The organism is Halorubrum ejinorense (assembly GCF_055389685.1).
This window is the reverse complement of record NZ_AP043777.1, coordinates 208,025-232,763: the sequence shown is the minus strand read 5'-3', so window position 1 is coordinate 232,763 and position 24,739 is coordinate 208,025. Positions and strand designations below refer to the sequence as shown.

Here is a 24,739-nt window from a genome sequence, read left to right as displayed (position 1 = left end):
CCCCCGCTCCGCCGCCGGTCGCCTCGTCAGTTGCTCCGCGTCGCGCGCGCTTCGCGAACGTCTCCACCGTCGCGGACCAGGTCCTCGCAGGCCGGACAGACCCGGGGCCGATCGACCTCGTTCGGAGTGAACACCCGAACGTAGTCGGTCGTAACGAACGAACCGCAGTTCTGACACGTCGGCATGTTCTCCACTATCGAGTAATTACACATAATACTACCGGGGAGTATGACGGAAAGAAAACGCCGCGGCGGGCTGCGGTGTCGCGAGCGTCAGCTCGGCCGCCAGTCGCAGACGTCACACCGCGCCGTTCCCTCCTCGTGAAGCGCACCACAGTCGGGACACTGGAGCTTGTTATACGATCGCTCCCAGCGTACGATCTCCGTCTCGTGGCCGCGGTCGGACAGGAACTCATCGAACACGTCGTCGTCCGAGCTGGGTGCACTACTGGACATGCGTGCTATGGTATGGCACATCGTCATATATATCTTTCCGCCGTTCTCGTCGTCGAGAATTCGGCGAACAGACGATCAACTTTCGATAGTGTATGTGTGTGAACGGAAGTTCAAACCGACTCTCCCTCGTCGCCGCCGGTGGTTCAGAACCGATCACCGCGGCCCCGTCTAGCCTGCGCTCTCACGGCCTCGGTCAGCGCGCGGTCACCACGGCTCGTTCTTCAGTCCGAGCGCGTAAGCCCCGACGTTCGTGACGACGTGGAGTATCGGCGTCATCACGAGGACGACCGCGAGGACCCCGGGAGTGAAGACGGAGACGGCCCAGTCGGTGTCGACGAGGAAGACGAACCCGAGCGCGACGACGACGAAGTCGAGCTGGTCGAGCCCCGGGAACGCGGCGCCGCGCTCGCGGCCCGACCGGCGCTTGAGGAACGAGGCGCCGATGTCGCCGCACATCGCCCCGAACGCGAGCGCGACCGCCGCGGGGAGCGCGAACGTCGGGAAATCGACCCCGAGCGCGGCGCTCGCGGGCTCGACGAGCGCGTTGAGCGCGAGCGCGAGGAGAACGCCCGCGAGGGTGCCCACCGCCGTGCCGCGCCACGTCTTTCCGTCGCCGAGCAGTCGGGCGCCGCGCCACTCGCGCCCACCGTCGATGGGACGCCCCCCGCCGGCCAACACCGCGGCGTTGTTGGGGACGTACGCGGGCAGCATCGCCCAGAACGCCGTCGCGACAAGCGCACCGATCATGTCCCCACGGGCGGTGCGCGGGATGTTATAAACCCCGGATCCGTCGCCGGGCGGTCGTCGTCTGTTCCGCGAGCGGTGCGTTGCGGTCACCGCCGCCGGGTCGGTAACAGTAAAGTTCGCGCCGTTCCGTGATTACGACATGATTCCCCCCATCGCCCGGCAGTTCGTCGCGGGCGAGAGCGTCCCCGTCGCTCTCGACCACGCTCGCGCCGCGAACGAGGACGGCATCGCGGTCATCCTGAACCTGCTGGGCGAACACTACGACGACCCGGCGGACGCCCGCGCCGACACCGACGCCTACCTCGCGCTGCTCGACGACATCGCCGACAGCGGCCTCGACGCCTGCGTCTCGGTGAAACCCTCTCAGATCGGGATGGACGTCTCGACCGACCTGTTCGAGGAACACTACCGCGAGATCGTCGCCCGCGCCCACGAACTCGGCGCGTTCGTCTGGTGTGACATGGAGGACGCCGACACGACCGACGCCACCCTCGACGCCTTCGAGTCCATCGCGGCCGACTACCCGTGGAGCGTCGGACAGTGTATCCAGTCGAACCTCAAGCGGACCGCCGACGACCTCGACCGCCTCGTCGACGTCCCCGGCAAGATCCGGCTCGTGAAGGGGGCGTACGACGAGCCCTCGTCGATCGCGTACACCGACAAGGCGCGCGTCGACGAGGCGTACCGCGACGACCTGACGACCCTCTTCGAGGGGCGAGACCGCGGCATCGCGGTCGGCAGCCACGACCCCGAGATGATCTCGCTGGCGGATCGGCTCGCTCGCGACCACGGCGCCGACTACGAGGTCCAGATGCTGATGGGCGTCCGCGAGGACGCTCAGCGCGACCTCGCCGCACAGGGGGTCGACGTGACCCAGTACGCCCCCTACGGCGGCAAGTGGATCTCGTACTTCTACCGGCGCGTCCGCGAGCGCAAGGAGAACCTGACGTTCGCGGCTCGGGCGGTGCTGGGACGGTAACCGCTCCTGCCGCTCGGTGCGGTTTCGGGTTCCCGATCCCCCCGTCACGTAGAAGCCCTCTTAAGGATTGCCGACACATACCAACGCGATAGATGTCCACGTGGAAACGCGACTTCGCCAGCGGGCTCATCGTGTTGGCGCCGCTCCTCGTTTTACTCTTAGTCCTCCGCTGGTTTTACCAGTACATCGAGTCGATCCCGCTGATCGACGACCTCCAACCTAACATCATCCCGGCGCCGTTAGAGCCGGTCTCTCGGGTGATAATCGCGATCGCGGTGTTCGCCACCGTCGTGCTGGCGGTCGGGTACTTCATGCGGACCACGCTCGGCCGCTTGGCGGAGGCGGCGGTGGACGACACGATCAACCGGATCCCGGCGCTCCGGGTGGTGTACAACGCCTCGAAACTCGCCATCGAGACGGCCATCTCCGGCACCGACGAACTCCAGAGTCCGGTGTACATCGAGACATGGCCCGGCATTCGCATGACCGCGTTCCGGACCGGGAAGAAGACCCGCGACGGGAAGATTGTCCTGTTCATGCCGACCGCACCGAACATCACCACTGGCTTCGTCATCGAGGTCGAGCCGGAACGCGTCGAGGAGACCGGCGAGACCGTCGAGGAAGGAATGACGCGCGTCCTCTCCGCCGGGTTCGCCGAGTCGGCTCACCAGGTTCCCGTCCACGAGGAAGAGCCTCCCGGCGGCGACGGCACCGGTTCCCCCGGCAGCTACGGACACGTCCGGACCGACGGCACGCCCGGCGACGGAGAGGGAACGGCAGCCGAGGGGAGCGGTTCGACCGAGTAACGAATCCGCGAGACGCGGCTTACAGGTACGTGAACCACTCGTCGTGGTCGTCGGTGCGACGTTCCACGAGGTCGAAGAAGGCGCTCTGGAGCTCCTCGGTCACCGGGCCGCGAGTCCCGGCGCCGATCTCGGTGTCGTCGACCGAGCGGATCGGGGTGACTTCGGCGGCGGACCCGGTGAAGAACAGCTCGTCCGCGGTGTACAGCTGGCCGCGCGAGATGACGGCTTCGTCGTGGACCTCGTAGCCGCGCTCCTCAGCCAGCGTGATGACGGTGTCGCGGGTGATCCCTTCGAGGATCGACTGCGCCGGCCCGGTCGTGTATATCTCGCCGTCGTTCACCATGAAGATGTTCTCGCCGGGGCCCTCCGCGACGTTGCCCTCCTTGTTGAGGACGATGGCCTCGACGTAGCCGTTCCGGCGCGCCTCCTCGCCGGCGAGCATGGAGTTGACGTAGAGCCCGGTCGTCTTCACGTTCGTCGGAACCTGCGAGGAGGCGTGTTTCCGCCACGAGGAGACCATCACGTCGACGCCGTCTTCGAGCGCCTCCTCGCCGAGGTACGCGCCCCACGGCCACGCGGCGAGGACGAGGTCGGTCGGGCAGTCCTTCGGCGAGACGCCCAGCGTGTCGTACCCGTAGTAGGCGATCGGTCGGATGTAACAGGACTCCAGATCCTGCCGGTCGAGCAGTTCGAGGGTCGCCTCGGTGATCTCCTCGCGGGAGTGTTCGATGTCCATGTCGTACATCTTCGCGGAGTCGAACAGCCGGTCGAGGTGTTCCTCCCACCGGAAGACCGCCGGTCCCTTCTCGGTGTCGTAACAGCGAACGCCCTCGAACACGCCGCTCCCGTAGTGGAGCGCGTGGGTGAGAACGTGGGTCGTCGCGTCCTCCCAGTCGAGGAACTCCCCGTTCTTCCAGATCGTGTCGACGTCCATCTCGTCAAAGCTCATAATTCGAGGTTGCGGCGGTCGGGCTTAAATCTGTGACATGCGGAGAACGCGGTTGGCTACGGACGCGTCGCCGGCAACGGCTCGGCCGATCGGTTATAAACGGTTGCTACTGGCGACGAGGAAACACTGCTAAAGCCCCACCCGCGGGCGGCTGTCCCCTTGAGCCCTCCCCGACGGCGACTGTACGACACCTCGCGCCTCCCCAGCCTCGTCACCGGACTACGTCCGGTTTCAACCGAGAGCTTCGCTCTCGCCCTGTCGCTCCCTTCGGTCGCGACTCCCTCGCACGCGCTCCTCGCGGTCGCCGGGGGCGACCGCTCGCAGGCGCGCGCCGACGGCCGGTGTTCCGCTCGCTTATTTCAGCGCCTCGACGAGGGCCGCGCCCTCGACGTAGGGGATGTCGCGCCGGGCCGCGTAGGCCGCGGCGTCCGCGGGCGAGAGCGCGTCGCCGGTCTCGTCGTCGAGCATCTCACAGACCACGGCGGCGGGCGCGGCGCCCACGGCCTCGGCCATCGCGAGACCGAGTTCGGTGTGGCCGGTCCGCCCGGCGAGGCCGTCGCGGTCGCCGCGGAGCACGTGGACGTGGCCGGGCGCGCGGAACTCCGCGGCGAAGTCTCCGGGGCCGTAGCCGGTCGGGTCCTCGCGGACTCGCCCGGCCGCCTTCGCCACCTCGACGATGGTCTTCGCGCGGTCCGCGTCGGTGATCCCGGTGAACGTCTCGCGGTGGTTCACCGGCAGCGAGAACGAGGAGCGGTCGTCGTAGTCGGGGTCGTCGTCGACCGCGGGGTGATCGAGCGCGTCCGCGAGGAACGGCAGGTCGAAGGCGTCGCCGACCGCGTCGTCCACAGCCACGCAGATCAGCCCGCCCGCGTCGTTCCGCATGTGCGCGACGGCGGCCTCGTCGACCGACCCTGCGGGGTAGACGATGTCCGTCTCGCCCTCGCGGTCCGCGAAGTCGTGGACGCAGACGGGGTCGCCGGCCCGGAAGGCGTCGAGCGCGCGCTGAACGGGATCGTCGGCGTCGGCGGACTCGGCGGCGCCAGCGCCCGGTTCCGCGTCGGCGTCGATGTCGGCGCGCATCAGGCGACCTCCGTCTCGACCGCTGTCGACTCGGGGTCGTCCGCGCGGCTCGTCGGCTCCACCCGGACCTCCACGTCGTCGCCGTCGTCGAGGTCGAGCGCGTCGCGCAGCCGGTCCGGCGCGATGAGCTCCAGTTGGTCGTCGTCGTGGTGGGTGCGGTCGGGGACGATGGCGTGGACCGTCTCGTAGCGCTCGTCGCCCGCGACGAGGGTGACCCCGTAGCAGGACGCCGCGCCGTAGGTGCGGTCTTCGCTCTCCCACGCGTCGATGGGAACGGCCTCGATGCCCGCCATCTCGCCGCGCCGGCGGACGCTCTCCTCGGTGAGGTCCACGTTGAGCGTCCCGGGGAACGGCTCGTAGCCGAGTCGCTCGCGGAACTGCTCGGCGTATCCGGGCAGGGTGATGTAGTGGCGGCCCTCGCCCATGCCGCCCGTGACCGCGCCGCGGAGGGCGAGTTCGACGTCCGACTCGAACAGCCGGCGGTAGTCGGCGTACTCGGCGCGGAGCGCGGCCTCGCCCGCGTCCGTCACCGAGACCCACTGGCCGTCGCTGACCACGTCGCGCTCGACGTAACCGGCGGCTTCGAGCGTCTGGAGGCGTCGGGAAGCGGTCTGCGTGGAGGCGCCGAGCCGGTCGCCGAGCGCCGCGCACGACACCTTCGTCTCGGAGAGGTCGCCGACGATTCCGACGTGTTTCAGGGCCGCGAGCGCGGCCGGGTCCACGTCGGTGTCTGCGTCCGTCGCCGTCGCATCTGACATACTCCGTAGTCGGTCGTCCGCACGCAAAAGGGTAACGAATATGGAACGCGTCTCAGAAACGTTACGGCATCGGCGACCGGGTTCGTCGACTGGTCCGTGTTAAAATCGCCGCTCCGGGTACCTAATCCCGTCGGTGCCGGCCGGCTTCGCGGCTGTCCGCGGATTCGCCCGAACCGGTTCGGTTCACGGGTGTGAGCCACACCCGTGCGGGTCGGCGAAAGGTAAGGTACAAATACGAACGGCAACTGTTTCGTTTTGAGGGCTCGTAGATCAGCGGCAGATCGCTTCCTTCGCAAGGAAGAGGCCCGGGGTTCAAATCCCCGCGAGTCCATGTTTCTGCGCCGCGAGCAACGTCGCGAGCGGCGCAAACTCGTAACGAGCTGGGATTTGAACCCTGCCAGTCGCGCACAGCGAGCGCAGCGAGCGAGCACGTCTGGTTCTGGTTCAAATCCCCGCGAGTCCACTCCTGCGTTCACTTCGTTCGGTTAGTCGTTCCCTCGCGTGGTCCCACTTGCTCACTCCGTTCGCTCGCGGGACCCCCGCGAGTCCATGTTTCTGCGCCGCGAGCAACGTCGCGAGCGGCGCGAACCTGTACCGAGCGAGAGTCGAACCCCACCAATCGCGCCGGTCCGCTCGACCCCTTGCCTCCTCGCTGCGTAGCCGTTCCGAACAGTCGGGAACACGGATTTCGAGGTTCTCGCCAGACCCACGCCGCTTATGTACCGTGAGTCAGTTTGGCCGAATATGGGCATCTCTCAGTTCCTTGAGGGTCAGAACCTCACGCACCGCCAGATGGGGGTTATCATGATCGTGTGGATACTCCTCGTCTCGATCGCCGCCGTCGGAATGCTGCTGTACACGTCCTCATTGTAGCCGATCCGGCGCGCGCGGCCGCGAGCGCAACCATACTTATCTCGTCCGTTGCCGGTGGCGGTATGCCACGCGATAGCCTCCCACGGCGACACGCTCTCCGCCTCGCGGCGGTCGCCGTCACCGTCTCGCGGCGGTCGACTACGCGCCGCCGTCGTCGTCCGTGTCTCCGCCGTGCTCGTCGGCGTCGGCCTCGCCTCCGTCGTCACTCTCGGGGTGCTCGTCGTCCTCGGACTCGACTTCGATCGTTATCGGCCCGTCGTCCGTCTCGGTCGTCTCGGACTCGAAACCGCCGGCCTCATCGTCGAGTTCGTCGGCGAGTTCGTCGGCGTTCGACTCCAGTTCGCTCAGGGCGTACCCGACCGCGTAGCCGGTCGACCCGCCGAGGAGGGCGCCGATTCCCGCGCCGACGGGCCCGCCGCGAGCGCCGAGGACCGCGCCGGTGAAGCCGCCGACCGTCGCCGCGCGCTCCGCGTCGCGCTCGGGGTCGCCGGTGGGTTCGAACGCGTCCGGTTCGCCTCGGTCCGCGTCGCCGCCGTGTTCGTGGGCGTCCATACCAACCGTTGTGGCCGCATCGGCCTATATCTCCCGCCTCACGCGCCGTGTTTCGCTTCCTCGGGGTCCTCGACGACCTCCACGCCGCGGTTGTTGACGGCGTACGGGTCGAGCCCCTGCTCTTGGAGGAACTGCTTGTAGAGCCGCTCGGCCGTCTCGCCGTCTTTCTGCTTGTCGCTAGCGTGGTCGCACAGCTCCACGAGGGTCTCCGGCACGTCGTTCTCGTGGACGATCCAGTGGTTGATCGTGTCCGAGAGCCGGCGGATGGGCGAGGTGAAGTGGCCGTAGATGTCGAAGTTGAGCGCGTGGTGACCCCCGAACGGGTCGTTCATGTACTTCGCCCGCGGCATCACCTTCAGCACGGCCCGCTGGATCTTGTTGAGCTGGCGCTCCGGCGACTCCTCTAAGGCGGCGTTGACCGCCTTCCGGGGGTCGTCGCCCCACGCCTCACCGGGGATCGAGACGCCGTCGAGCTCTTGGATCTCCTTTAGGGCCTCGTTCCACTGGTCCGGGGTCGGCTGCGGGTGGACGCGGTACATCGCCTCGACGCCGCGGTCCCACATCAGGGTGTGCGTCACCGCCTTGTTCGCCTTCAGCATCGACTCCTCGATAATGGTGTGCGCGCGGTCCCGCCGGGGGTTCAAGACGAGCGAGCCGTCCGCCTTGCGCTGTTCGTGCATCCGGTCGGCGAGCTCGAAGGCGAGGGCGTTCTCGTCGCCGAGCGGGAGCGAGGGGTCTTCGAGCCGGTTTTCACACTCCTTGTAGGTGAGCCGCTCGTCGGAGTTGATGACGGACTTGTAGATGTCGATGTCCTCGAAGGAGAGCGTCTCGTCGTCGATCTCCATCTCGACGGTGTGCGCGAGCCGGTCCTCGTTGGGGACGAGCGAGCAGACGGTCTCCGCCAGCACCGGCGGCAGCATGTGAATCGTGTAGTCGGGCAGGTAGACGGTGTTGGCGCGCTCGACCGCCTCCTCCCACATCGCGGTGTCCGGGGTGACGTAGTGGGTCACGTCGGCGATGTGGACCCACAGCCGGTAGGCGCCCTCCTCGCGTTCGATCGAGATGGCGTCGTCGAAGTCCTGCGCGTCGACCGGGTCGGTCGTCCACGTCGTCAGGTCGCGGAGGTCCTCTCGCTCGTCGATCTCCGCTTCGATCTCCTCGTAGACGCCATCGGTCCGCGCCTCCGCCTCTCGAAGCACCTCGTTCGGGAACTCGTCGCGGATCTCGAACTCCTCGAACAGCTCCTCGCGCTTCTCGGCGAGTCGGTCCGCGAGCTCCGGCGTGATCGTCACGGGGCCCTGGTCCTCCGCGGACCCGGGCTTCGGCTCGTCGTCTGACATACCTCCACCAACGCGGGTCCGTTAGAAAGGCCTGTCGGGCGGGGAGGAGAGCGCCCTCGCGGCCCGCTCAGACGACCGCCGCGACCGCGGGCGAGAGGCCCACCCACGCGACCACGAGCGCGACGGCGCCGATGACCACCGGGATCGCGGACCCGCCGACCAGTCGCAGCGCGGTCCGGCGCGCGCTCGCGTCGGAGACGATGAACGGCGACCCGTCCGCGAACCGTGATTTCACCTCGCCGACGGGCGCGTCAGGGAACGCCTCGCTGTCGCCGACGACCGTCACCTCGTCGCCGGGTCGGAGCGTTCGCTGGCGGTACCGACGCCGGGGGTCGTCGCCGATCGTGAGCGGACCGATCTCGTACCCCGTCTCCGTTGCGTCGACGGCGTCGACCGCGTCGACGAACCCACGCACGCGCTCAGGCGGCTCCTCGTCGGCGTCGACCTTGATCTTCTCGTCGACGTCGAGGGAGAACGTCGCCGCCGCCGGATCGACCCGGACGCCAGTTCCCCCGTCGTCGACGCGGAAGGGGACGCCCGCCTCGCCGCCGTCGATCTCCACCCACGACTGTCCCTCCCCTTGGCTGCGGAACTCGGACACGTCGTACTCGACACAGAGGCTGGAGTCGTCGCTGAACGGTGCGGGGAGCGTCTCGCCGTCGACCGCGGCGGCCCGCCCGGTCACTCGCACTCGGGACTCGGCGCCGTCGAGCCCGGCCGGATCGGTGGCCGTCGTTCGGAGCGCGCGAACCGCCTCGCGGGCGCCGGCCGCGCCGCGCGCGAGGAACACGAGGCCGACGATCAGCGCGCCGGCACCGACCGCGGTCAGGACCGGGTCGATACGTTCGATCGGGGCTGTGGCTACTACGTGAAGGGCGTCCGCGACGTGGAGGGCGTCCATGCGTACGGGCCGTCGTACCGAGACGTGACGGGTAGGCTTATCGGTCGCGGTCCGTGCGATCGCGGTCGGAGCGCCCCTCGTCCGAGCGTCCCCGGTCCGAGGGGTCGCGATCCGACCGCTCCCGTCCGTCGGTCGCGTCGCGTCCGCCGTCGTCGCTCGTCACCGCCTCGGCGTAGCGGTCGAGGAACTCCTCGTTGGTGAGCCCCTCGGCCTCGATCGATCGGACCAGCGATTCGAGCCCGTCGCGGGGCTGATGACAGATGTCGTCGTCGCAGCCGGCACAGAGGTACTCGAACTCCTTGTCGCGCCGGCTCCAGCGATCGCCCTCCTTGTCGTACTCGCGCGCGTTCTCCCGCGGCACCGACTCGCCACACGCGATACAAACCACCGTTTGCCGGCCTCCACCTCCCCGGGATCCCCACATATCGCGACCATCGGACTCGGCTCACTTAGCGTTTGGTACCCGGCAGCCGACCGTTAGACGAGACCTCGCCCCGCCCAGAGAGTCGCCGCCCCGGCCTCTGTCCCGCCTCCGCCCCGGCCTCTGTCCCGCCTCCGCCCCGGCCTCTGTCCCGCCTCTGCTCCACCTCCACCCTGCTTCCCCCCGCCTGCGCCCTAGTTCCCGCCCGGCGCTCGGCGTGCGACGTACAGACATATTACGGGTGGCCCCGCAGGGCAGGGTATGACGATTACCGAGTCCGACCTCCCCGGAGTCGGAAAGAAGTTCGAGATCGAGCTAGGCGGCGGCGAGGAGATGATCGTCGTCATCCACAACACGGGCAAACGCGAGGTGTTCCGCCGGACCGACCCGAACGCCGACTCCGAGAAGGCGTTCGAGTTCTCCGACGACCTCGCGCGGACCATCGGGTCGATCATCGAGGGGGCGCACTTCCAACCGGTCGAGCCGGAGACGCAAGAGACGACGCTGCCGGGCGGCATCCTCCTGGAGTGGTACGAGCTCCCCCCGGGATCGCCGCTCGTCGGCGAGACGCTGGAGAGCGCGGACATCGGGAACCGGACCGGGGTCGCGGTGGTCGCGATCCAGCGCGGCGACGAGGTGATCGACAGCCCGGGCGCCGAGACGACGCTGGGCGAGGGCGACACCCTGATCGTGGTCGGCACGCCCGACGACTGCGCGACGTTCGAGGAGATCCTCACCGGATGACCGGGCGGTCCCTCGATCTCGTCCGGTCCACCTCCGGCGTCGACCCCGCCACGCTCGTCGTCGACGGCCTCGGAGGCGATCGGTAGTGGCGCTGCTCGACGTCGGCGTCATGTTCGCCGCGGTCGCGGTCGCCGGCGCGGTCGCGCACCGCTTCGGCCAGTCCGTGATCCCCGCGTACATCCTCGTCGGCATGCTGCTCGGAGAGCACGTCCTCGGGCGGTTCTCCCTGCCCGCCCTCGGGACCGTCTACGTCCCCGAGACCGAGTTCATCGCGCTCGGGGCGGAGCTGGGGATCGTCTTCCTCCTCTTTTTCCTCGGGCTGGAGTTCAACCTCGCCCGCCTGCTCGCCCGCCGGCGGCAGATCGGGACCGCGGGAACGATCGACCTCGCGAACTTCGGGGTCGGGCTCGTCCTCGGCTGGCTCGTCTTCGGCGCGTTCGTCCCGGCGTTTCTCACCGCGGGCATCGTCTACATCTCCTCGTCGGCGGTGATCACGAAGTCGCTCATCGACCTCGGCTGGATCGCCAACGACGAGGCCGAACCCCTGCTGGGAACGTTAGTGTACGAGGACCTGTTCATCGCGGTGTACCTCTCCGTCGCGTCGGCGCTCGTCCTCGGCGGCGGCGACGTCGCCGCGGCCGCGGTCGACGTTGGGATCGCCCTCGCGTTCATCACCGCCCTGCTCGCGGTCGTCCAGTTCGGGACGCCGGTCTTCGACCGCATCGTGGCGACGGACAACCGCGAGTTCGTCGCGCTGCGGGCGGTGGCGGCGGTCGTGTTCGTCGCCGGGGCGGCGCTCGCGCTCGGCGTCAGCGAGGCGGTCGCGGCCTTCTTCATCGGGATGGCGTTCTCGGCGACCGAACAGCTCCACACGATCGAGACGCTCTTGGAACCGGTCCGGGACGTCTTCGCCGCGGTGTTTTTCTTCTGGATCGGCCTCGTCACCAACCCCGCCCTGTTCGCTGACGTCGCCCTCCTCGTCGCGCTCGCGGTGGTCGTGACCACGCCGACGAAGGTCGTCACCGGCTACCTCGCCGGGCGCGCGTTCGACCTCGACGCCCGGCGCTCGACGCGGGTCGGCCTCGGGATGACCACCCGCGGCGAGTTCTCGCTGATCATCGCCACGGTCGCGGTCACCGGCGCAGAATCGGGAACCTTCGATCCCGCCCTCGCCGGGACGATCAACGCCTTCGCGGTCGGCTACGTCCTCGTGATGGCGGTGTTGGGTACGACGCTGATGGGCCACTCCGCCCCCTTCGAGTCGATCGCGACCTCGTGGCTGGACTCGACTGACGGTAGCGACGCCGGAGCGACGAGATAGGCCGGCGACGCGGCGATCGGATCCGAATTCCGGGCCGCGCGCCATCGCCCAAGCTAAAATCATGCACCGGCGACCGGCGTCTCTGCGGGTCGCGACCTACGCGTCGGCGTCGAGTTCCGCGAACACGGCGTCGACCATCTCGCCGGTGTCCTCGATGATCGCGTCCATCTCCTCGTCGTCGACCGGGAGCCCGAGCAGCCGTGCGATCTTCATGATCGAGACGTGGTAGACGACCTGCTCGCCGGGCGACTCCTCCCAGACGATCATGTTACACGGGAACAGTCCCCCGATGCGTTTCTCGGTCGCGTCGAGCGCGCGGTCCGCCACGGCCGGGTTACAGGCGCCGAGGACGTAGTACGGGTCGCGGTCGGCGTCGACCTTCTCGTTCAACATCTCCGACGGAGAAAACTCCACGGGGATACCGAACCCCTCGTCGAGACACACCTCGCGGACGCGCTCGACGGCCGACTCGTGGTCGGTCGACAGCGTCGTCTTGGTCTCGCCGTACTCCTCGGGATCGAGTTCGTTCGGATCGAACGGGATCACCATGGGTCGACTCCGCGGCCGCCGAGTAAAAGACCCACGGCGGGCGAGAGCGCGCCCGGGAGCGCTCCCGGCACGGGAAGCCGGTCCGACCTACTCGGTCGCGACCGGTCCGCTCCCGACGAGGTCCTCGACCGCTCCGATGAACTCGCCCCGGCTCTCGAACAGCGGTACCTCCGAGTCCGTGAGCACGTCGTCGAGGGCCCGCGCGCCGTCGGGCGTTCGGAGCTCCGCGTCCCCTTCCTGCGCCAAGATGTCGCTGCGCGTCGCGGGCCACGTGAGCCGCGACGCGACGCGGGCGACCGGCTCGCCGGGCACGTCCGGGCCCGTCCCGAGTTCGACGGCCGGCTCCGCCTCCGCCTCGTCCGCATCGTTGTCGCTCATGCGTCGCGGTTCCGCTCGGGTGACACTAATGGTTTCGATGCGGGTCGCGGTCGCCGCCCCGGCGGTCCGACTGTGAGAATACACCCGGAATAATTCGGTAATACTGTTATTATATCCGGCGAGTACTTCCGGTTGGGGGCACGGCACACGACTCCCGGGTTCGCGTGTCGACCGTCGACACGTCGGTCTCCGTTCTCTCGCTTCGCAGTCGAGCGACGAGCCGCCGCTTTCTGCCTTCACCGGTCACCGCCAGCCGCGATCGGTCCGGTTCAGGCGTTCACAGCCGTCCTCGGTGACGACGACGAGGTCCTCGATCCGGCAGCCGAACCGGCCGTCGAGGTAGATCCCCGGCTCGACGGAACACACCATCCCGGGCGCTAACGGGCGGTCGTTGCCGCCGACGAGGTACGGTTCCTCGTGGACGTCCAAGCCCACGCCGTGGCCGGTGCGGTGGACGAACGCGTCCCCGTATCCCGCGTCTTCGATCACCTCTCGAGCGGCGCGGTCGACCGCGGACGCGGGGACCCCCGGCTCGACCGCGTCCACGCCGGCCGCCTGCGCCTCGCGAACCGCCTCGTGGACCGCCGCGTACTCCTCGAGCGGCTCCCCGCCGAAGGCGAGCGTCCGCGTCTGGTCCGAGGGGTAGCCGTCGACGCGCGTCCCGAAGTCCAAGACGACGGGCTCGCCCGCGCGTATCTCGCGGTCCCCGTGGCCGTGGTGCGGCTTCGCGCCGTTCTCGCCGGCCGCGACGACCGTCTCGAAGCTGACGCCGCGTCCCCCGCGGTCGGCCAGCCGCTCCGCGATCCAGTCGGCGAGGGCGGCCTCGGTCATTCCCACCGCGTCCGCGCCAAGATCGCGGAGGTCGCCGACGACCGCGTCCGCCACCGCGGCCGCCTCGCGGAGCGCCGCCAGTTCGGCCTCGTCCTTCCGGACCCGGAGGTCGGCGACGGCCTCGCTCGCGAGCCCCCACTCGGCGCCCGGCGCCGCCGCGCGGAGGTCCTGCGTGAACGTCGCCCACATGGTGTCGTCGACGAGGAGCCGCCCCGAACCGAGCCCCCGGTCGGCGAGCAGCGTTCGCGTCGCCGCCACCGGATCGTCGCCGTCGGCCCACGTCCGGACCGTCGCGACGCTCGTCGCCTCGCGGACCTGCGTCTCGTACAGCGCGGGCACGAGCAGCGCCGGCTCCGGGTCGGTCGCGCTCGCCGCCGGGACCACGAGGAAGAAGTGTCGTTCGCCGGGCTCCTCGGCGAACCCGGTGAGGTATTCGAGGGTACGGCTCGGGAACGCGACCAGCCCCGTCGCGCCGACTTCGTCCAGCCGCTCTGCGACCCGCTCGCGTCGCCGCTCGTGCGGTCGGGCCGGCTCTCCCGCGTCCGTCCCGCCCGCGTGTGCGTCGTCGGTCACGCGACGGGGTTCGGTCTCGGTATATAAGTAGGGTCGCGTTGACCGGGCGACAAGCGACGCATAACTACGGGTGATCGAGTGTTACGCGATATCATGTCGACCGAGAACGCCGCGACGTTCGACTGCCCCGAGTGCGACGTGACCGCGCCCTCGACGTCCGTTCCGTACGACTCGCTCGGCTACGTCGTCTGTCCGGTGTGCGGGTACGCCGGCACCCCGAGCGCGGGGGGGTCGCCGAGCCTCGAAGGGCCGCCGAGCGCGGGGGACTGACCCGTCGCGCGGCGCAGGTCCATGGCTCCCGTCCCGGAACCGCACCGCTTTAGCCGCGGGACGCGTCCGTACGGGTATGAGCTGGTCGCTAGGGCGCGACGACGGGACGATCACCGAGTGGGAGCGGTCGGACGGGTACGCGAGCGTCAGGCTCCGCGAGCGCGGGGCCGGCGGCTTCGTCGTCCGACTCGACGTGATGGAGCAGGCGGAAGACGAGTCGGCCTACGAGCGGGAGCGGTTCGACGACCGCGAGGAGGCCGAGGACCGGGCCGCGGCGTGGCGCGAGGCCCGCGACATCGGCGAGTGATCTCGGGACGGCACTCGCGACCGGCCGAGTGATCTCGGGACGGCACTCGCGACCGGCCGAGTAATCTCGGGACGGCGCCCGCTCAGTCGATGTCGACCGCCGGGTCGAGGAACGCCTGGCACTCGACGGTCCGCCCCTCCGGGTCCTCGGCGAAACACTGGTAGATGTCGTACGTCTCGTTCTGCTCCGGCTCCGTTACGACCGCGTCACCGAGGCGGTCCCGGACTGCGTCGACGCCGTCTCGATCCGGGTAGACGAACGTGAGGATGCCGCAGTCGTCGGCGTCGGCGCGCTCGCAGAACCCGAACAGGAACCCGTCGAACTCGAGGATCGTACAGTCGGGCTGTTCGAGTCGCACCGTCGCGTTCAGTCGGTCGCGGTAGAAGTCGACGACCGCGTCACGCCGCTCAGTCGCGTGGAAGACGATTCCGGTCACGTCGCTCCGCTCGCGCGCAGGACACTTCATCGCTTCGGGCGTCTCACTGGCCGCTCCGGGCCTCCCGTCCTCACCGCTCCGGTCGAGTCGGCGCGTCGAACCCGCCGCGGACGAGGGGCTTCGACACGTGTCGCCGCGCGCTCGGCGGGACCTCGTACCACCCCTCCTCCAGTTCCCGGTCGATCGGCGCGTCGACCTTCCCCGGCGCGCTCGTCCCGCAGTCGCGACACCGGTACCCCTGTCCCCGCCCCGCAGACGACATCGAGCGTCCGCACTCGGGACAGGTCGGGACGGCGGGCTCGGTCCTGACGAGGTCGCGTACTGCCAGCTTCTCTAGTTTCAGCGTGTTATCCGGCTCGTCGGCCGCCGGTCGCACCTCGTGTTCGCCGCACAGGGTCACCCGGTCGCCGGGGCGGAGCGCCCGGACGCGGTCGCGGAACCGACCGGTGGGGGCGAACGCGACGGCACAGAGCGTCCCGCCGTCGGCGCTGGAGGTCCCCGCGCGGCCGTCCCCGTCGTCCCGGTCTGTATCGCGGGCGACATCGACGCGGACGTGACCCCCCCGTTTCGTCTCCGGCGCGCCCGCGACGACCCCGGAGACGCGGTAGCCGGCGGCGTCGCGGAGGTCGCCGATCCGGCCGGGCGCGAGGTGGGCGTCGGTGCCCTGGTTCGTCAGGAACGTCGCCGTGCGGTCGACGACCTCCCCGTCGATGGCGGCCGCGACCTCCCGGCACGCCGCGGCGTCGTCGCCCCGGATCCCGTGGAGGATCGGCCCCGGAGCGTTCGGGACACAGACGGGAGTGCCCGTCTCGCGGTCGACCGTGTCCCAGACCGTCGGGTACCCCGCCTCCGCGGCGGCGAAGACGCTCTCGACGTCGACGTTTCGGGGGGTCCCACACCGGTCGAGTTCGCGATAGGAGATGTGTTCGACGGTCCAGTCGTCGAACGCCGCCGGCGCGCCCACCGCCGCGAGCGCCCCGATGCGTCCTCTGCCCGCGACCGAGTCGTCGTCCGCGCCGCCCGCCGACCCGACCGCGGCGTGCCGGAAGCCGTGTTCGTCCGCGAGTTCGACGGCCGTCTCGACGGAGAGGCGCTCTCGGAGCGCGCGCCGGGCGAACGCGGCGACCGCGTCGGGGATCGGCGAGCCGGTCGGATCGAAGGGGTCGCCCGCCACGTCGCGGTCGGCGACGACGACGCCCGACGAGGTGCGGGGGTCCGACGCGGCGGCGAACTCCGTCACCGCCTCGACGGCGACGTTCATGGCCCGCTCCGCGTCGATCCCGGTGACGTGGAGCGCGAGCGCCGCGTTCCCCCGCGTCTTGTGTTTCACGGCCGGGTTCAGGCGAACGAGGAGGCGACGCCGGACCCGACCGCCGGCGTCGGCGAGCCGCTCCGCGATCCGGGTCGCCACGTACGTCGTGCACATCCCGCGCTCGCGGGAGTCGGTGTCGTCGACCGCGACGATCGGCATGCGAGGGCGTTCGTGACGCCGGGTCAAGCCCCTTTCGAGGCCGGGCGAGCCCCCCTCTGCGCCGGCCGTGCGGGACCCGGTGGCGGTCGAGTATTTAACGGTTTCCCGCCGTAACGGCGGGAAATCGCACGCGGGCGGCGGTTTCTTCCGGAGAGGACTGACACAACGCATATATACGGCGAGCCGCTTACTCCGGCTATGTCCCGGACTGCGATCATCGGGAACGTCACCGCGATGCTCGAGGACGCCGGCTTCCTCGTCAGCGACCGGTGTGCGGTCCGGCCCAAGAGCTTCGACGTGGCGGCCCGCCGCGACGAGGACCTCCTGCTCCTCAAGATCCTCGGTAACGTCGACGCGCTCGACGCGGAGACCGGCGCGGAGATGCGCCGGCTCGGCGAGTACCTCCACGGAACGCCGATGGTGATCGGCATCCGGACCCGCGACGAGGAACTGAAGCCCGGCGTCGTCTACTTCCGACACGGCGTGCCGGTCATCAACCCCGACACCGCCTACGACCTGTTCGTCGAGGGGATGCCGCCGCTCATCTACGCGGCCCCCGGCGGCCTGTACGTCAGCCTCGACGGCGACCTCCTCGCCGACGAGCGCGAGGAGCGCGGCTGGTCGCTCGGCCGGCTCGCGACCGAACTCGGCGTCTCCAGGCGCACCGTCTCGAAGTACGAGGACGGGATGAACGCCTCCATCGAAGTGGCGATTCAACTGGAAGAGCTGTTCGACCAGCCGTTCTCCAGCCCGGTCGACGTGCTCGAGGGCGCGGACGACGTCCGCGACTCCGAGCCGACGCCGTCGGCGCCCGCGGCCGACCCGGACGACGAGCACGTCGTCCACGTGCTCACGAGCGCGGGCTTCACCGTCCACCCCACGGCCCGCGCACCGTTCAAGGCGGTCTCCGAAGACGAGGACAGCGCCGTGACGCGCGTGCTCACCGGCCACTCGGCGTTCACCCCCGCGGCCGAGAAGCGCGCCCGGATCATGTCTTCTATCGGTGAGGTGGCCCGCACCCGTTCGGTCTACTTCACCGAGGAGGACGAGAAGCGCGAGTCGGTCGACGGCACCGCTCTCGTCTCCTGTGCGGAGCTCGCGGACGTTACCGATCCTGAGGAGATTCGGGAGCTGATCCGCGACCGCGCCCGCGTTCCGTCCGAGGCCTGACTCGGCTATCGGCCGAGCAGTCGGCTGAAGAACCCGCCGTCCTTCTCGTCTTCCTCGTCTTTGCTATCACTCGTCTCGCTCTGTGAGCCGGCGGCTTCGTCGCCTTCGGTCCCGGTCCGGTCCGTGTCGCCGGCGTCCGCGGACGACCCCTCGGCGCCGTCCGCATCCGACGCCGCTCCGCCGTCGTCGTCGCCCTCGGACAGCACGGTGTTCATCGTCCCGGTGTCGTCGTCGCGGAACGGGATGCTCCCGGCCAGCTCGGCGTCGACGTCGTCTCCGGACGCCCCCGAATCGGCGGCCGGCCCGTCCGCGGCGTCCCGCCGCTCGCCGCCTTGGGCGGTCGCGTCGCGCGCCGTCTCGTCCGCGTCGGGGATCGAGTCCGGCTCCCCCTCCGTCTCGGCCTCGGGGCCGGTGGCCTCGAGCTCGGCGGCCGCCCTCCCGCCGGCCATGGACTCGTCACCGGCGTCGGTTCCGCCTGCTTCGTCGTCGCTCGCCGCATCGCCGACGGCCTCGCGAGTCGGCTCGTCGTTCTCGACGGGCTCTCCCGGGTCGCCGCGGGCGTCGCGTGTTTCTGCGTCCGTATCGCCGTTCACGTCTCCGTCCGCACCGTCGTCACCGCCTTCCTTCGTATCGTCGCCCACGTCTCCCTCCGCGTCGTCGTCTACCTTTTCGCCCGCGTCGCCGTCCGGTGGTTCGCTCTCGCTCGCGACGATGATGTCGTCGCCGTCGCCCGGCTCGGCCACGCCGCTCGCGTCGGGGTCCGCGACGATGATCTCCTCGTCGCCTTCGTCGTCGCTCGCTTCGGGTTCGTCCGGGCTCTCCGCCTCGCTTTCCGCCGGCTCGTCGTCACCGCCGTCCGGCTCGTCGTCGACGATCACCGCGTCGTCGTCACCGGCATCGGCCGCGTCAGCGTCGTCTTCGAGGTCGTCGTCGCCGGTCGCGTCGGCCGCCGGTCCGTCGAGTCCCGCCCCGGCGACGTCGACGCCGGTGAGCGCACGGGCCAGGTCACGGTACGCCCGGGTCGCCGGCGCGTCGGGCGCGACGGCCACCAAGGGTCGGTTCGCCGCCGCGGCCCGAGCCACCGCCTCGTCGTCCGGGATCCGACCGAGGACGGGTGCGTCCAGCAGGGCAGTGACGACCTCGTCGGTGTCGTCCGTCACGCGGGTGATCGCGGCGCCGGCGACCGTCCCGCCGAGGCGCTCGGTCAGTTGGCGCGTCTTCTCCGTGTCGCCGAGCGCGCTCCGCTCCGGCGTCGAGACGAGCAGGGCCTCGTCGGCGATCGCGAGCGGCAGCGTGGAGTCGTGCGACAGCCCCGCGCCCGCGTCGACGAACACGTAGTCGGCGTCGTCGAACGCCTCGACGACTCGGCGGAGCCCCGAGGGGTCCGCGGCCGCGTACGCGTCGAGATCGGTCGCGCCCGGCACCACTCGAAGCCCGGACGGGCCCTCGCGGACCGCCGCCTCCGGGTCGGCCTCGCCGGCCAAGACGTCGTGGAGGGTGATCTCGCCGGGCGTCACCCCCACGGCGTCCGCGAGGTTCGCCATGCCGAGGTCGGCGTCGATCGCGACGACGTCGGCGCCCGAGTCCGCCAGAATCGTCGCCAGCGCCGCGGTCGTGGTGGTCTTTCCGACGCCACCTTTCGCCGACGCGACCGCATACACCGTTGCCATACGGTGAAGTCCGACGACTGCTACTTAAATGTAGGCGGCGATACCCGCTGTCGACCGTCACGGTCGGCCCGCGACCGGATCGGGTCCCGGTCGCGAGCGGGCGAACCCCCGCGTACTTTCGCAAACACCTTATACGTCGCTTGTAGAGTTTCAGGCGATTAGTAGCATGGCGAGACCAGAGGTGCTCAACTCGATCAAGGAGGCCGAACGGGAGGCGGACGAGATCATCGCGGACGCGGAATCGGACGCCGAAGAGCGCCTCGCCGAAGCTCGAGAGCGCGCGGACGAGATCCGCGCCGAGGCCGAGGAGGAGGCGGAGTCCGAGGCCCAAGACCGGCTCGAAACGGCCCGCGCGGAGATCGAGGAGCGGCGCGAGGAGATCCTCGAATCGGGACGTTCCGACCGCGACGAGCTCGAACGCGAGGCCCGCGACCGGGTGGAATCGGCCGTCGACTACGCCGTCGAGCAGTTCGAGGCGGCCGTTCACGATCAGGCCGAGGAGGCGGTGGATGCTCAGGCCTGAGCAGATGAGCCGGGTGTCGGTGACGGGCTCGAAGCGCGTCATCGACGACGTCATCGAGGCGGCGTACGCCCACCACTCCCTGCACGTCACCGACTACGACGAGCGGTACGAGGGGTTCGAGCCGGGGACCTCCCTCGACGGCGCCGAGACCGTCAACGAGCGGCTCGTGACGGTGCGCTCGCTCGAAAGCATCCTCGACGTCGACGCGGACGACGCCGACGTCGCTCGCTCGCTGGACGACGACGAACTCGTCGACGAACTCGAACGCGTCCGCGAGCGGGTCAACGAGCTCAACGACGAGCGCGACGAGCTCCAGGCCGCGATCCGCGACCGGCAGGAGGAGATCGAACGGATGGAGCCGTTCGCGGAGCTCGGCATCGATCTCGAGTACCTGCGCGGCTACGACTCCGTCGAGGTCGTCGTCGGTGAGGCCAAGCCCGACGACGTCGAGGCGGCACTCGCAGACGCCGACACGATCGGCGCCTTCGACGTCTTCGTCGGCGGCGACGTCCTCGCCATCGTCGCGAGACCGACCGACGGCGACGCGGAGGGCGTCGTTCAGGACGCGCTCGTCGGCGTCGACATCGCGCTGCTCGACGTGCCGGACGCGGACGCGACCCCCGACGAGTACGTCGCGGAGCTGGAAGCCGAGCAGGCCGACCTCCGCGACGAGCTGGCGGCGGTCGAGTCCAAGCTCGAATCGGTGAAAGAGGAGGCGGCCGGCTTCCTGCTGCGCGCCGAAGAGCAGCTCACCATCGAGGCCGAAAAGAAGGAGGCCCCGCTCTCGTTCGCGACCACGGAGAACGCGTTCGTCGCGGAGGGCTGGGTGCCGACCGAGACGTTCCCCGACTTCGAGGCGGCGGTCGTCGACGCGGTCGGCGACCACGTCGAGGTCGAGGAGCTCGAGCGCGCCTCGTTCACCCCCGACGGCGACCACCACGCCGAGCCGGTCGACGGCGCGGGCGGCGCCGGGGCGGCGTCGGCCGACGACGGAAGCGCGGGGGCGTCCGCCGAGACGGAAGACGCGGTCGCCACCGACGGCGGCCACGCGACCCACGGTTCCGACGAGCCGCCGGTCGTCCAGAACAACGGCGGCGCGGCCGGTCCCTTCGAACTGCTGGTTCAGGCGTTCGGTCGCCCGAAGTACTCCGAGTTCGACCCGACGCTCTTGGTGTTCCTCACCTTCCCGGCGATGTTCGGGTTCATGATCGGCGACGTCGGGTACGGCGTCTTATACGCCGCCATCGGGGCCTTCATGTACACGAAGTTCGACGGCGCGTTCCGCGAGCTCGGCTCCGTCGCGATGTGGGCCGGCGGGTTCACGATACTGTTCGGCATCTACTACGGTATCGACCTGTTCGGCTACCACGCCTACCAGCTGCTCGGGATCCACTGGCCGGTCGAGGGGAAGGGCCTCTCGCCCGCCGACCTCGACTGGGGGCTCTCGTTCCTCGTCGTGAGCGTGGTGTTCGGCATCGTTCACCTGAACGTCGGCCACGTCCTCTCGTTCGTGAGCACGCTCCAGCAGCACGACGCGAAACACGCCGTCTACGAGGCCGGTTCGTGGCTGCTGATCCTCAACGGCGCGTGGATCTGGATCTTCAGCCAGGTGTTCCCCAACGCGAAGCCCGACTTCCTGTTCGAGGCCGTCTCGATCCTGACGTTCGGCGCCGTCTCGTTCAGCGGGTTCCCGGTCGCGGTCGGCTGGGCCGGCGCGGCCGCCGCGGCGCTCGGGCTCGTCCTGCTCGGGATCGGCGAGCCGCCGGAGCTGGCCGAGTTCCTCTCGCCCGTCGTCAACGTCATCTCGTACGCTCGGCTGATGGCCGTCCTGCTCGCGAAGGGCGGGATGGCGCTCGCCGTTAACCTGCTCGCGTTCGGCGCGTACATCGACGACGGCGGCGACGGGAGCTTCCATTTCATCTTCAGCGCCGACTACCTCGCCAAGGTGCAAGAGACCGCCGACTACGAGCTCGTCTTCGCGGGGATCACGACCGCGTTCGACCCGGCCTCCATCGGCCTCGTCGGGGTCGTCGCCCTCGTGGGCGGGATCGTCGTCGCGCTCGTCGGTCACCTCGTCGTCCTGCTGCTCGGGGTCACGTCCGCCGGCATCCAGGCGGTCCGCCTCGAGTACGTGGAGTTCTTCGGGAACTTCTACGAGGGCGGCGGCCGGTCGTACCTCCCGTTCGGTCGCGACCGGAAGTACACCCGCGACGACTGACCGGCGGCCCGACCGCTCGGTCTCGCCTTCCTTCGTTCGGCAACCCCGGTCTCGCAGCGAGTTCGAGACCGCGCTAGCCGCTGGGCTCACCTCCGTTTTCCCGTGGTCTCTTCGATCGTTTTGGGAAGCTTTATGACTCCTCTAGGGGCAAATAGCAACCGTTCGGAGACGAGCAACAGCAACTACTACCAATGTTTGAAGCTACCAACGCACTCGGGAACCTCGTACTGTCGACCGGTGGAACGCTGACTGACCCCAACGCCGCGGCAGCGCTCGCGGTCGGACTCGCGGCGCTCGGCGCCGGCTACGCGGAGCGCGGTATCGGGTCGGCCGCCGTCGGCGCGATGGCCGAGGACGAAGATCTGTTCGTCAACGGGCTCATCCTGACGGTCCTTCCCGAGACGATCGTCATTCTCGCGCTCGTCGTCGTCTTCATCGTCGGGTAACTCTTTCAGCGTTTTTCAACCAATGAGTTTGGAAACCGTCGTTGAGGACGTTCGAGACGAAGCCCGCGCGCGTGCGGAGGAGATCCGCGAAACGGCTCAGGAGGAGGCGGACGAGATCGTCGCCGAGGCCGAGGCCGACGCGGAGCGTATCCGCGAGGAGCGGCTCGCCGAGGCCGACGACCAGGTCGCCCAAGAGCGCGAACAGACGCTCTCGTCGGCGAAGCTCGAGGCCAAACAGGAACGGCTCGGCGCCCGCCGCGACGTCCTCGAAGACGTCCGCGACGACGTCGAGGCCGCGATCGCCGGCCTCGACGGCGACGACCGCCGCGAACTCACCGAGGCCCTGCTCGACGCGAGCCTCGCCGAGTTCGACGACGACGAGGACGTCGCCGTCTACACCCGCGCCGAAGACGTCGACCTGCTCGAAGACCTCGTCGCGGACCGCAACGCCCAGGTCGACGGCGAAGTCGACTGTCTCGGCGGCGTCGTGGCCGAGAGCGACACCTCCCGCGTTCGCGTGAACAACACGTTCGACTCGGTCCTAGAGTCCGTCTGGGACGACGAGTTGAAGAACATCTCGGAGCAACTGTTCGACCAATGAGCACCGCCGGGAGCCCGAACCCCGAGTACGTCGTCGCGCGGGTTCGTGCCCGCCGCGGCAGCCTCTACGGGGACGAGGAGTACCGCAAGCTCAGCCGGATGAGTCCGGCCGAGATCGCCCGCTTCATGGAGGAGTCGAGCTACGGCGCGGAGATCAACGCGCTCGGGAGCCGTCACGGCGGCGTCGACCTGATCGAGTACGCGTTGAACCGGAACCTCGCCGAGCAGTTCGACGCCATCCTCGACTGGAGCGAGGGGTCGCTGTACGGCCTGATAGCCCGGTACCTCCGGAAGTTCGACGCGTGGAACGTGAAAACGGTCATCCGCGGCGTCTACACCGACGCGGACCAGTCGGCCGTCGAGGTCGACCTGATCCGCGCCGGTGAGTTCGACGACCGCCGGATCCGCCGACTGCTGGAAGCGGACTCGATCGACGCGGTGATCGAGGTCTTAGAAGACACGATTTACGGGGCACCGCTGCGGGAGGCGTACGCCGAATTCGAGGAGACGGGCGTGCTGGTGCCGCTGGAAAACGCGGTCGACCGCGCGTTCTACGAGCGACTCCTCTCAAATCTCGGCGGCGACGAGCCGACCCGACAGTACGAGACGTTCCTCAAGGCGGAGGTCGACTTCCGGAACGCGACGAACGCCCTCCGGCTCGCCCGGTCGGGCGCGGACATCGACCCGGCGGCGTACTTCATCGAGGGGGGTGACCTGTTCACCCGCTCGTCGCTCGCGCGACTGGCGCAGAACCTCGACGAACTCGTCGAGTACATCGGCGACAGCCAGTACGGCGACGAGCTCGGTCCGGCGCTGCGCGAACTCGAAGAGGCCGGCAGTCTCATCGCGTTCGAACACGCGATCGACGCCGCGCTGTTGGCGTACGGCGACCAGCTCGGCACGATCCACCCGGTGTCGATCACGCCGGTGATCTCGTACATCCTCGCCAAGGAGCGGGAGACCGAGAACATCCGAGCGATCGCTCGCGGGAAGGAGGCCGGCCTGTCGGCCGACGAGATCGAATCGGAGCTGGTGATAACATGAGCCAGGAGATAGCGGTCGTCGGCAGCCCGGAGTTCACGACCGGATTCCGCCTCGCCGGCGTCCGAGCGTTCGAGAACGTGCCGGACGACGAGAAAGAAGAGAAGCTCGACGACGCGGTCGAGCGGACGCTCGACGACGAGGGCGTCGGCATCATCGTGATGCACGACGACGACCTCGATCACCTCTCGCGGGGGACCCGCGAGTCGGTCGAGGGGAGCATCGAGCCCGTCCTCGTGACGCTCGGCGGCTCCGGCGCCGGCAGCGGTGGGCTGCGCGACCAGATCAAACGCGCCATCGGTATCGACCTGATGGAGGAAGACGACTAAT

30 protein-coding genes and 1 tRNA gene are annotated in these 24,739 nt (G+C 69.4%); 15 read left to right on the top strand and 16 right to left on the bottom strand.

Annotation, left to right across the window (positions count from 1 at the left end):
- Positions 1–26: 26 nt before the first annotated feature.
- The 3 genes from ACZ5KW_RS02270 to ACZ5KW_RS02260 all read right to left on the bottom strand — a co-directional run bounded on the left by ACZ5KW_RS02270 (position 27) and on the right by ACZ5KW_RS02260 (position 1,202).
- Positions 27–185 (bottom strand): DUF7563 family protein, encoded by a 159-nt coding sequence (locus ACZ5KW_RS02270; protein WP_343779457.1) that lies wholly within the window; start codon positions 183–185, stop codon positions 27–29.
- An 87-nt stretch (positions 186–272) separates the two neighbouring features.
- Complete coding sequence (locus tag ACZ5KW_RS02265) at positions 273–455, bottom strand: HVO_0416 family zinc finger protein (RefSeq protein ID WP_343779455.1); 183 nt, start codon at positions 453–455, stop codon at positions 273–275.
- A 204-nt stretch (positions 456–659) separates the two neighbouring features.
- Positions 660–1,202 carry a CDP-2,3-bis-(O-geranylgeranyl)-sn-glycerol synthase gene (locus ACZ5KW_RS02260; RefSeq protein WP_343779453.1) on the bottom strand — a complete coding sequence of 181 codons (543 nt, stop codon included), beginning with the start codon at positions 1,200–1,202 and terminating at the stop codon, positions 660–662.
- A gap of 139 nt (positions 1,203–1,341) precedes the next feature.
- On the opposite strand from ACZ5KW_RS02260, the gene ACZ5KW_RS02255 reads away from it, so the two are divergent.
- Both ACZ5KW_RS02255 and ACZ5KW_RS02250 read left to right on the top strand, forming a co-directional pair.
- Positions 1,342–2,181 carry a proline dehydrogenase family protein gene (locus ACZ5KW_RS02255; protein WP_343779451.1) on the top strand — a complete coding sequence of 280 codons (840 nt, stop codon included), beginning with the start codon at positions 1,342–1,344 and terminating at the stop codon, positions 2,179–2,181.
- Positions 2,182–2,273: 92 nt separating this feature from the next.
- Positions 2,274–2,987, top strand: a complete 714-nt coding sequence (locus ACZ5KW_RS02250) for a DUF502 domain-containing protein (protein ID WP_343779449.1) — start codon at positions 2,274–2,276, stop codon at positions 2,985–2,987.
- A 19-nt stretch (positions 2,988–3,006) separates the two neighbouring features.
- Here ACZ5KW_RS02250 and ACZ5KW_RS02245 read toward each other — a convergent pair whose 3' ends face one another.
- The 3 genes from ACZ5KW_RS02245 to ACZ5KW_RS02235 form a co-directional block, all read right to left on the bottom strand.
- A complete protein-coding gene (locus ACZ5KW_RS02245; RefSeq protein ID WP_343779447.1) occupies positions 3,007–3,936 on the bottom strand; it encodes a branched-chain amino acid transaminase in 930 nt (309 codons plus the stop codon).
- Positions 3,937–4,290: 354 nt separating this feature from the next.
- Complete coding sequence (gene ribB / locus ACZ5KW_RS02240) at positions 4,291–5,016, bottom strand: 3,4-dihydroxy-2-butanone-4-phosphate synthase (protein WP_343779445.1); 726 nt, start codon at positions 5,014–5,016, stop codon at positions 4,291–4,293.
- Positions 5,016–5,774: a DUF120 domain-containing protein gene (locus ACZ5KW_RS02235; protein ID WP_343779443.1), complete on the bottom strand. Its 759-nt coding sequence runs from the start codon at positions 5,772–5,774 to the stop codon at positions 5,016–5,018. The genes ribB and ACZ5KW_RS02235 overlap by 1 nt, the downstream gene beginning before the upstream one ends.
- 259 nt (positions 5,775–6,033) lie before the next feature.
- Here ACZ5KW_RS02235 and ACZ5KW_RS02230 point away from each other — a divergent pair.
- Together ACZ5KW_RS02230 and ACZ5KW_RS02225 are read left to right on the top strand one after the other, a co-directional pair.
- A tRNA-Ala gene (locus ACZ5KW_RS02230) sits at positions 6,034–6,105 on the top strand.
- Between the two features lie 413 nt (positions 6,106–6,518).
- A complete protein-coding gene (locus ACZ5KW_RS02225; protein WP_343779441.1) occupies positions 6,519–6,647 on the top strand; it encodes a hypothetical protein in 129 nt (42 codons plus the stop codon).
- A gap of 138 nt (positions 6,648–6,785) precedes the next feature.
- Here the strand turns inward: ACZ5KW_RS02225 and ACZ5KW_RS02220 are convergent, their stop codons facing one another.
- The 4 genes from ACZ5KW_RS02220 to ACZ5KW_RS02205 all read right to left on the bottom strand — a co-directional run bounded on the left by ACZ5KW_RS02220 (position 6,786) and on the right by ACZ5KW_RS02205 (position 9,828).
- A complete protein-coding gene (locus ACZ5KW_RS02220; protein ID WP_343779439.1) occupies positions 6,786–7,199 on the bottom strand; it encodes a hypothetical protein in 414 nt (137 codons plus the stop codon).
- 38 nt (positions 7,200–7,237) lie between these two features.
- Positions 7,238–8,539, bottom strand: a complete 1,302-nt coding sequence (locus ACZ5KW_RS02215) for a ribonuclease R family protein (RefSeq protein ID WP_343779436.1) — start codon at positions 8,537–8,539, stop codon at positions 7,238–7,240.
- Between the two features lie 67 nt (positions 8,540–8,606).
- The gene (locus ACZ5KW_RS02210; protein WP_343779434.1) at positions 8,607–9,440 is read right to left on the bottom strand and encodes a hypothetical protein; all 834 of its coding nucleotides are present in this window, start codon (positions 9,438–9,440) and stop codon (positions 8,607–8,609) included.
- A 37-nt stretch (positions 9,441–9,477) separates the two neighbouring features.
- Positions 9,478–9,828, bottom strand: coding sequence for a DUF7562 family protein (locus tag ACZ5KW_RS02205; RefSeq protein WP_343779432.1), 351 nt, complete (start codon positions 9,826–9,828; stop codon positions 9,478–9,480).
- A 294-nt stretch (positions 9,829–10,122) separates the two neighbouring features.
- Between ACZ5KW_RS02205 and ACZ5KW_RS02200 the strand changes: the two genes are divergently transcribed.
- A complete protein-coding gene (locus ACZ5KW_RS02200; protein ID WP_343779430.1) occupies positions 10,123–10,605 on the top strand; it encodes a cation:proton antiporter regulatory subunit in 483 nt (160 codons plus the stop codon).
- Positions 10,606–10,690: 85 nt separating this feature from the next.
- Positions 10,691–11,926: a cation:proton antiporter gene (locus tag ACZ5KW_RS02195; RefSeq protein ID WP_343779428.1), complete on the top strand. Its 1,236-nt coding sequence runs from the start codon at positions 10,691–10,693 to the stop codon at positions 11,924–11,926.
- Between the two features lie 96 nt (positions 11,927–12,022).
- Here ACZ5KW_RS02195 and ACZ5KW_RS02190 read toward each other — a convergent pair whose 3' ends face one another.
- From ACZ5KW_RS02190 to ACZ5KW_RS02180, 3 genes are all read right to left on the bottom strand, one after another.
- Positions 12,023–12,475, bottom strand: coding sequence for a DUF302 domain-containing protein (locus ACZ5KW_RS02190; protein WP_343779425.1), 453 nt, complete (start codon positions 12,473–12,475; stop codon positions 12,023–12,025).
- 87 nt (positions 12,476–12,562) lie between these two features.
- Positions 12,563–12,853 (bottom strand): DUF5789 family protein, encoded by a 291-nt coding sequence (locus tag ACZ5KW_RS02185; protein ID WP_343779422.1) that lies wholly within the window; start codon positions 12,851–12,853, stop codon positions 12,563–12,565.
- Positions 12,854–13,096: 243 nt separating this feature from the next.
- Positions 13,097–14,257 (bottom strand): aminopeptidase P family protein, encoded by a 1,161-nt coding sequence (locus ACZ5KW_RS02180; RefSeq protein WP_343779420.1) that lies wholly within the window; start codon positions 14,255–14,257, stop codon positions 13,097–13,099.
- Positions 14,258–14,350: 93 nt separating this feature from the next.
- Here ACZ5KW_RS02180 and ACZ5KW_RS02175 point away from each other — a divergent pair, with 93 nt between their 5' ends.
- Positions 14,351–14,527 (top strand): hypothetical protein, encoded by a 177-nt coding sequence (locus tag ACZ5KW_RS02175; protein WP_343779418.1) that lies wholly within the window; start codon positions 14,351–14,353, stop codon positions 14,525–14,527.
- A gap of 76 nt (positions 14,528–14,603) precedes the next feature.
- Positions 14,604–14,834, top strand: a complete 231-nt coding sequence (locus ACZ5KW_RS02170) for a DUF7543 family protein (RefSeq protein WP_343779415.1) — start codon at positions 14,604–14,606, stop codon at positions 14,832–14,834.
- Between the two features lie 82 nt (positions 14,835–14,916).
- On the opposite strand, the gene ACZ5KW_RS02165 is transcribed toward ACZ5KW_RS02170, so the two are convergent.
- Both ACZ5KW_RS02165 and ACZ5KW_RS02160 read right to left on the bottom strand, forming a co-directional pair.
- Positions 14,917–15,270: a VOC family protein gene (locus tag ACZ5KW_RS02165; protein ID WP_343779413.1), complete on the bottom strand. Its 354-nt coding sequence runs from the start codon at positions 15,268–15,270 to the stop codon at positions 14,917–14,919.
- Positions 15,271–15,340: 70 nt separating this feature from the next.
- Positions 15,341–16,741: a tRNA(Ile)(2)-agmatinylcytidine synthase gene (locus tag ACZ5KW_RS02160; protein WP_343779410.1), complete on the bottom strand. Its 1,401-nt coding sequence runs from the start codon at positions 16,739–16,741 to the stop codon at positions 15,341–15,343.
- A gap of 198 nt (positions 16,742–16,939) precedes the next feature.
- Here ACZ5KW_RS02160 and ACZ5KW_RS02155 point away from each other — a divergent pair, with 198 nt between their 5' ends.
- The gene (locus ACZ5KW_RS02155) at positions 16,940–17,911 is read left to right on the top strand and encodes a transcriptional regulator (protein WP_343779407.1); all 972 of its coding nucleotides are present in this window, start codon (positions 16,940–16,942) and stop codon (positions 17,909–17,911) included.
- 5 nt (positions 17,912–17,916) lie between these two features.
- Here the strand turns inward: ACZ5KW_RS02155 and minD are convergent, their stop codons facing one another.
- The gene (gene minD, locus ACZ5KW_RS02150; protein WP_343779405.1) at positions 17,917–19,581 is read right to left on the bottom strand and encodes a cell division ATPase MinD; all 1,665 of its coding nucleotides are present in this window, start codon (positions 19,579–19,581) and stop codon (positions 17,917–17,919) included.
- Positions 19,582–19,747: 166 nt separating this feature from the next.
- Here minD and ahaH point away from each other — a divergent pair, with 166 nt between their 5' ends.
- The 6 genes from ahaH (at position 19,748) to ACZ5KW_RS02120 (ending at position 24,738) form a co-directional block, all read left to right on the top strand.
- Positions 19,748–20,104 (top strand): ATP synthase archaeal subunit H, encoded by a 357-nt coding sequence (gene ahaH / locus ACZ5KW_RS02145; RefSeq protein ID WP_343779403.1) that lies wholly within the window; start codon positions 19,748–19,750, stop codon positions 20,102–20,104.
- Positions 20,105–20,108: 4 nt separating this feature from the next.
- Positions 20,109–22,322, top strand: a complete 2,214-nt coding sequence (locus ACZ5KW_RS02140) for a V-type ATP synthase subunit I (protein WP_343779852.1) — start codon at positions 20,109–20,111, stop codon at positions 22,320–22,322.
- A 191-nt stretch (positions 22,323–22,513) separates the two neighbouring features.
- Complete coding sequence (locus ACZ5KW_RS02135) at positions 22,514–22,768, top strand: hypothetical protein (RefSeq protein ID WP_343779401.1); 255 nt, start codon at positions 22,514–22,516, stop codon at positions 22,766–22,768.
- 22 nt (positions 22,769–22,790) lie between these two features.
- The gene (locus ACZ5KW_RS02130) at positions 22,791–23,369 is read left to right on the top strand and encodes a V-type ATP synthase subunit E (protein WP_343779399.1); all 579 of its coding nucleotides are present in this window, start codon (positions 22,791–22,793) and stop codon (positions 23,367–23,369) included.
- Entirely contained in the window at positions 23,366–24,412 is a 1,047-nt protein-coding gene (locus ACZ5KW_RS02125; protein ID WP_343779397.1) for a V-type ATP synthase subunit C, read from the top strand. Before ACZ5KW_RS02130 ends, ACZ5KW_RS02125 begins: the two co-directional genes overlap by 4 nt.
- Positions 24,409–24,738 carry a V-type ATP synthase subunit F gene (locus ACZ5KW_RS02120; protein ID WP_343779395.1) on the top strand — a complete coding sequence of 110 codons (330 nt, stop codon included), beginning with the start codon at positions 24,409–24,411 and terminating at the stop codon, positions 24,736–24,738. The genes ACZ5KW_RS02125 and ACZ5KW_RS02120 overlap by 4 nt, the downstream gene beginning before the upstream one ends.
- Position 24,739: the final 1 nt, after the last annotated feature.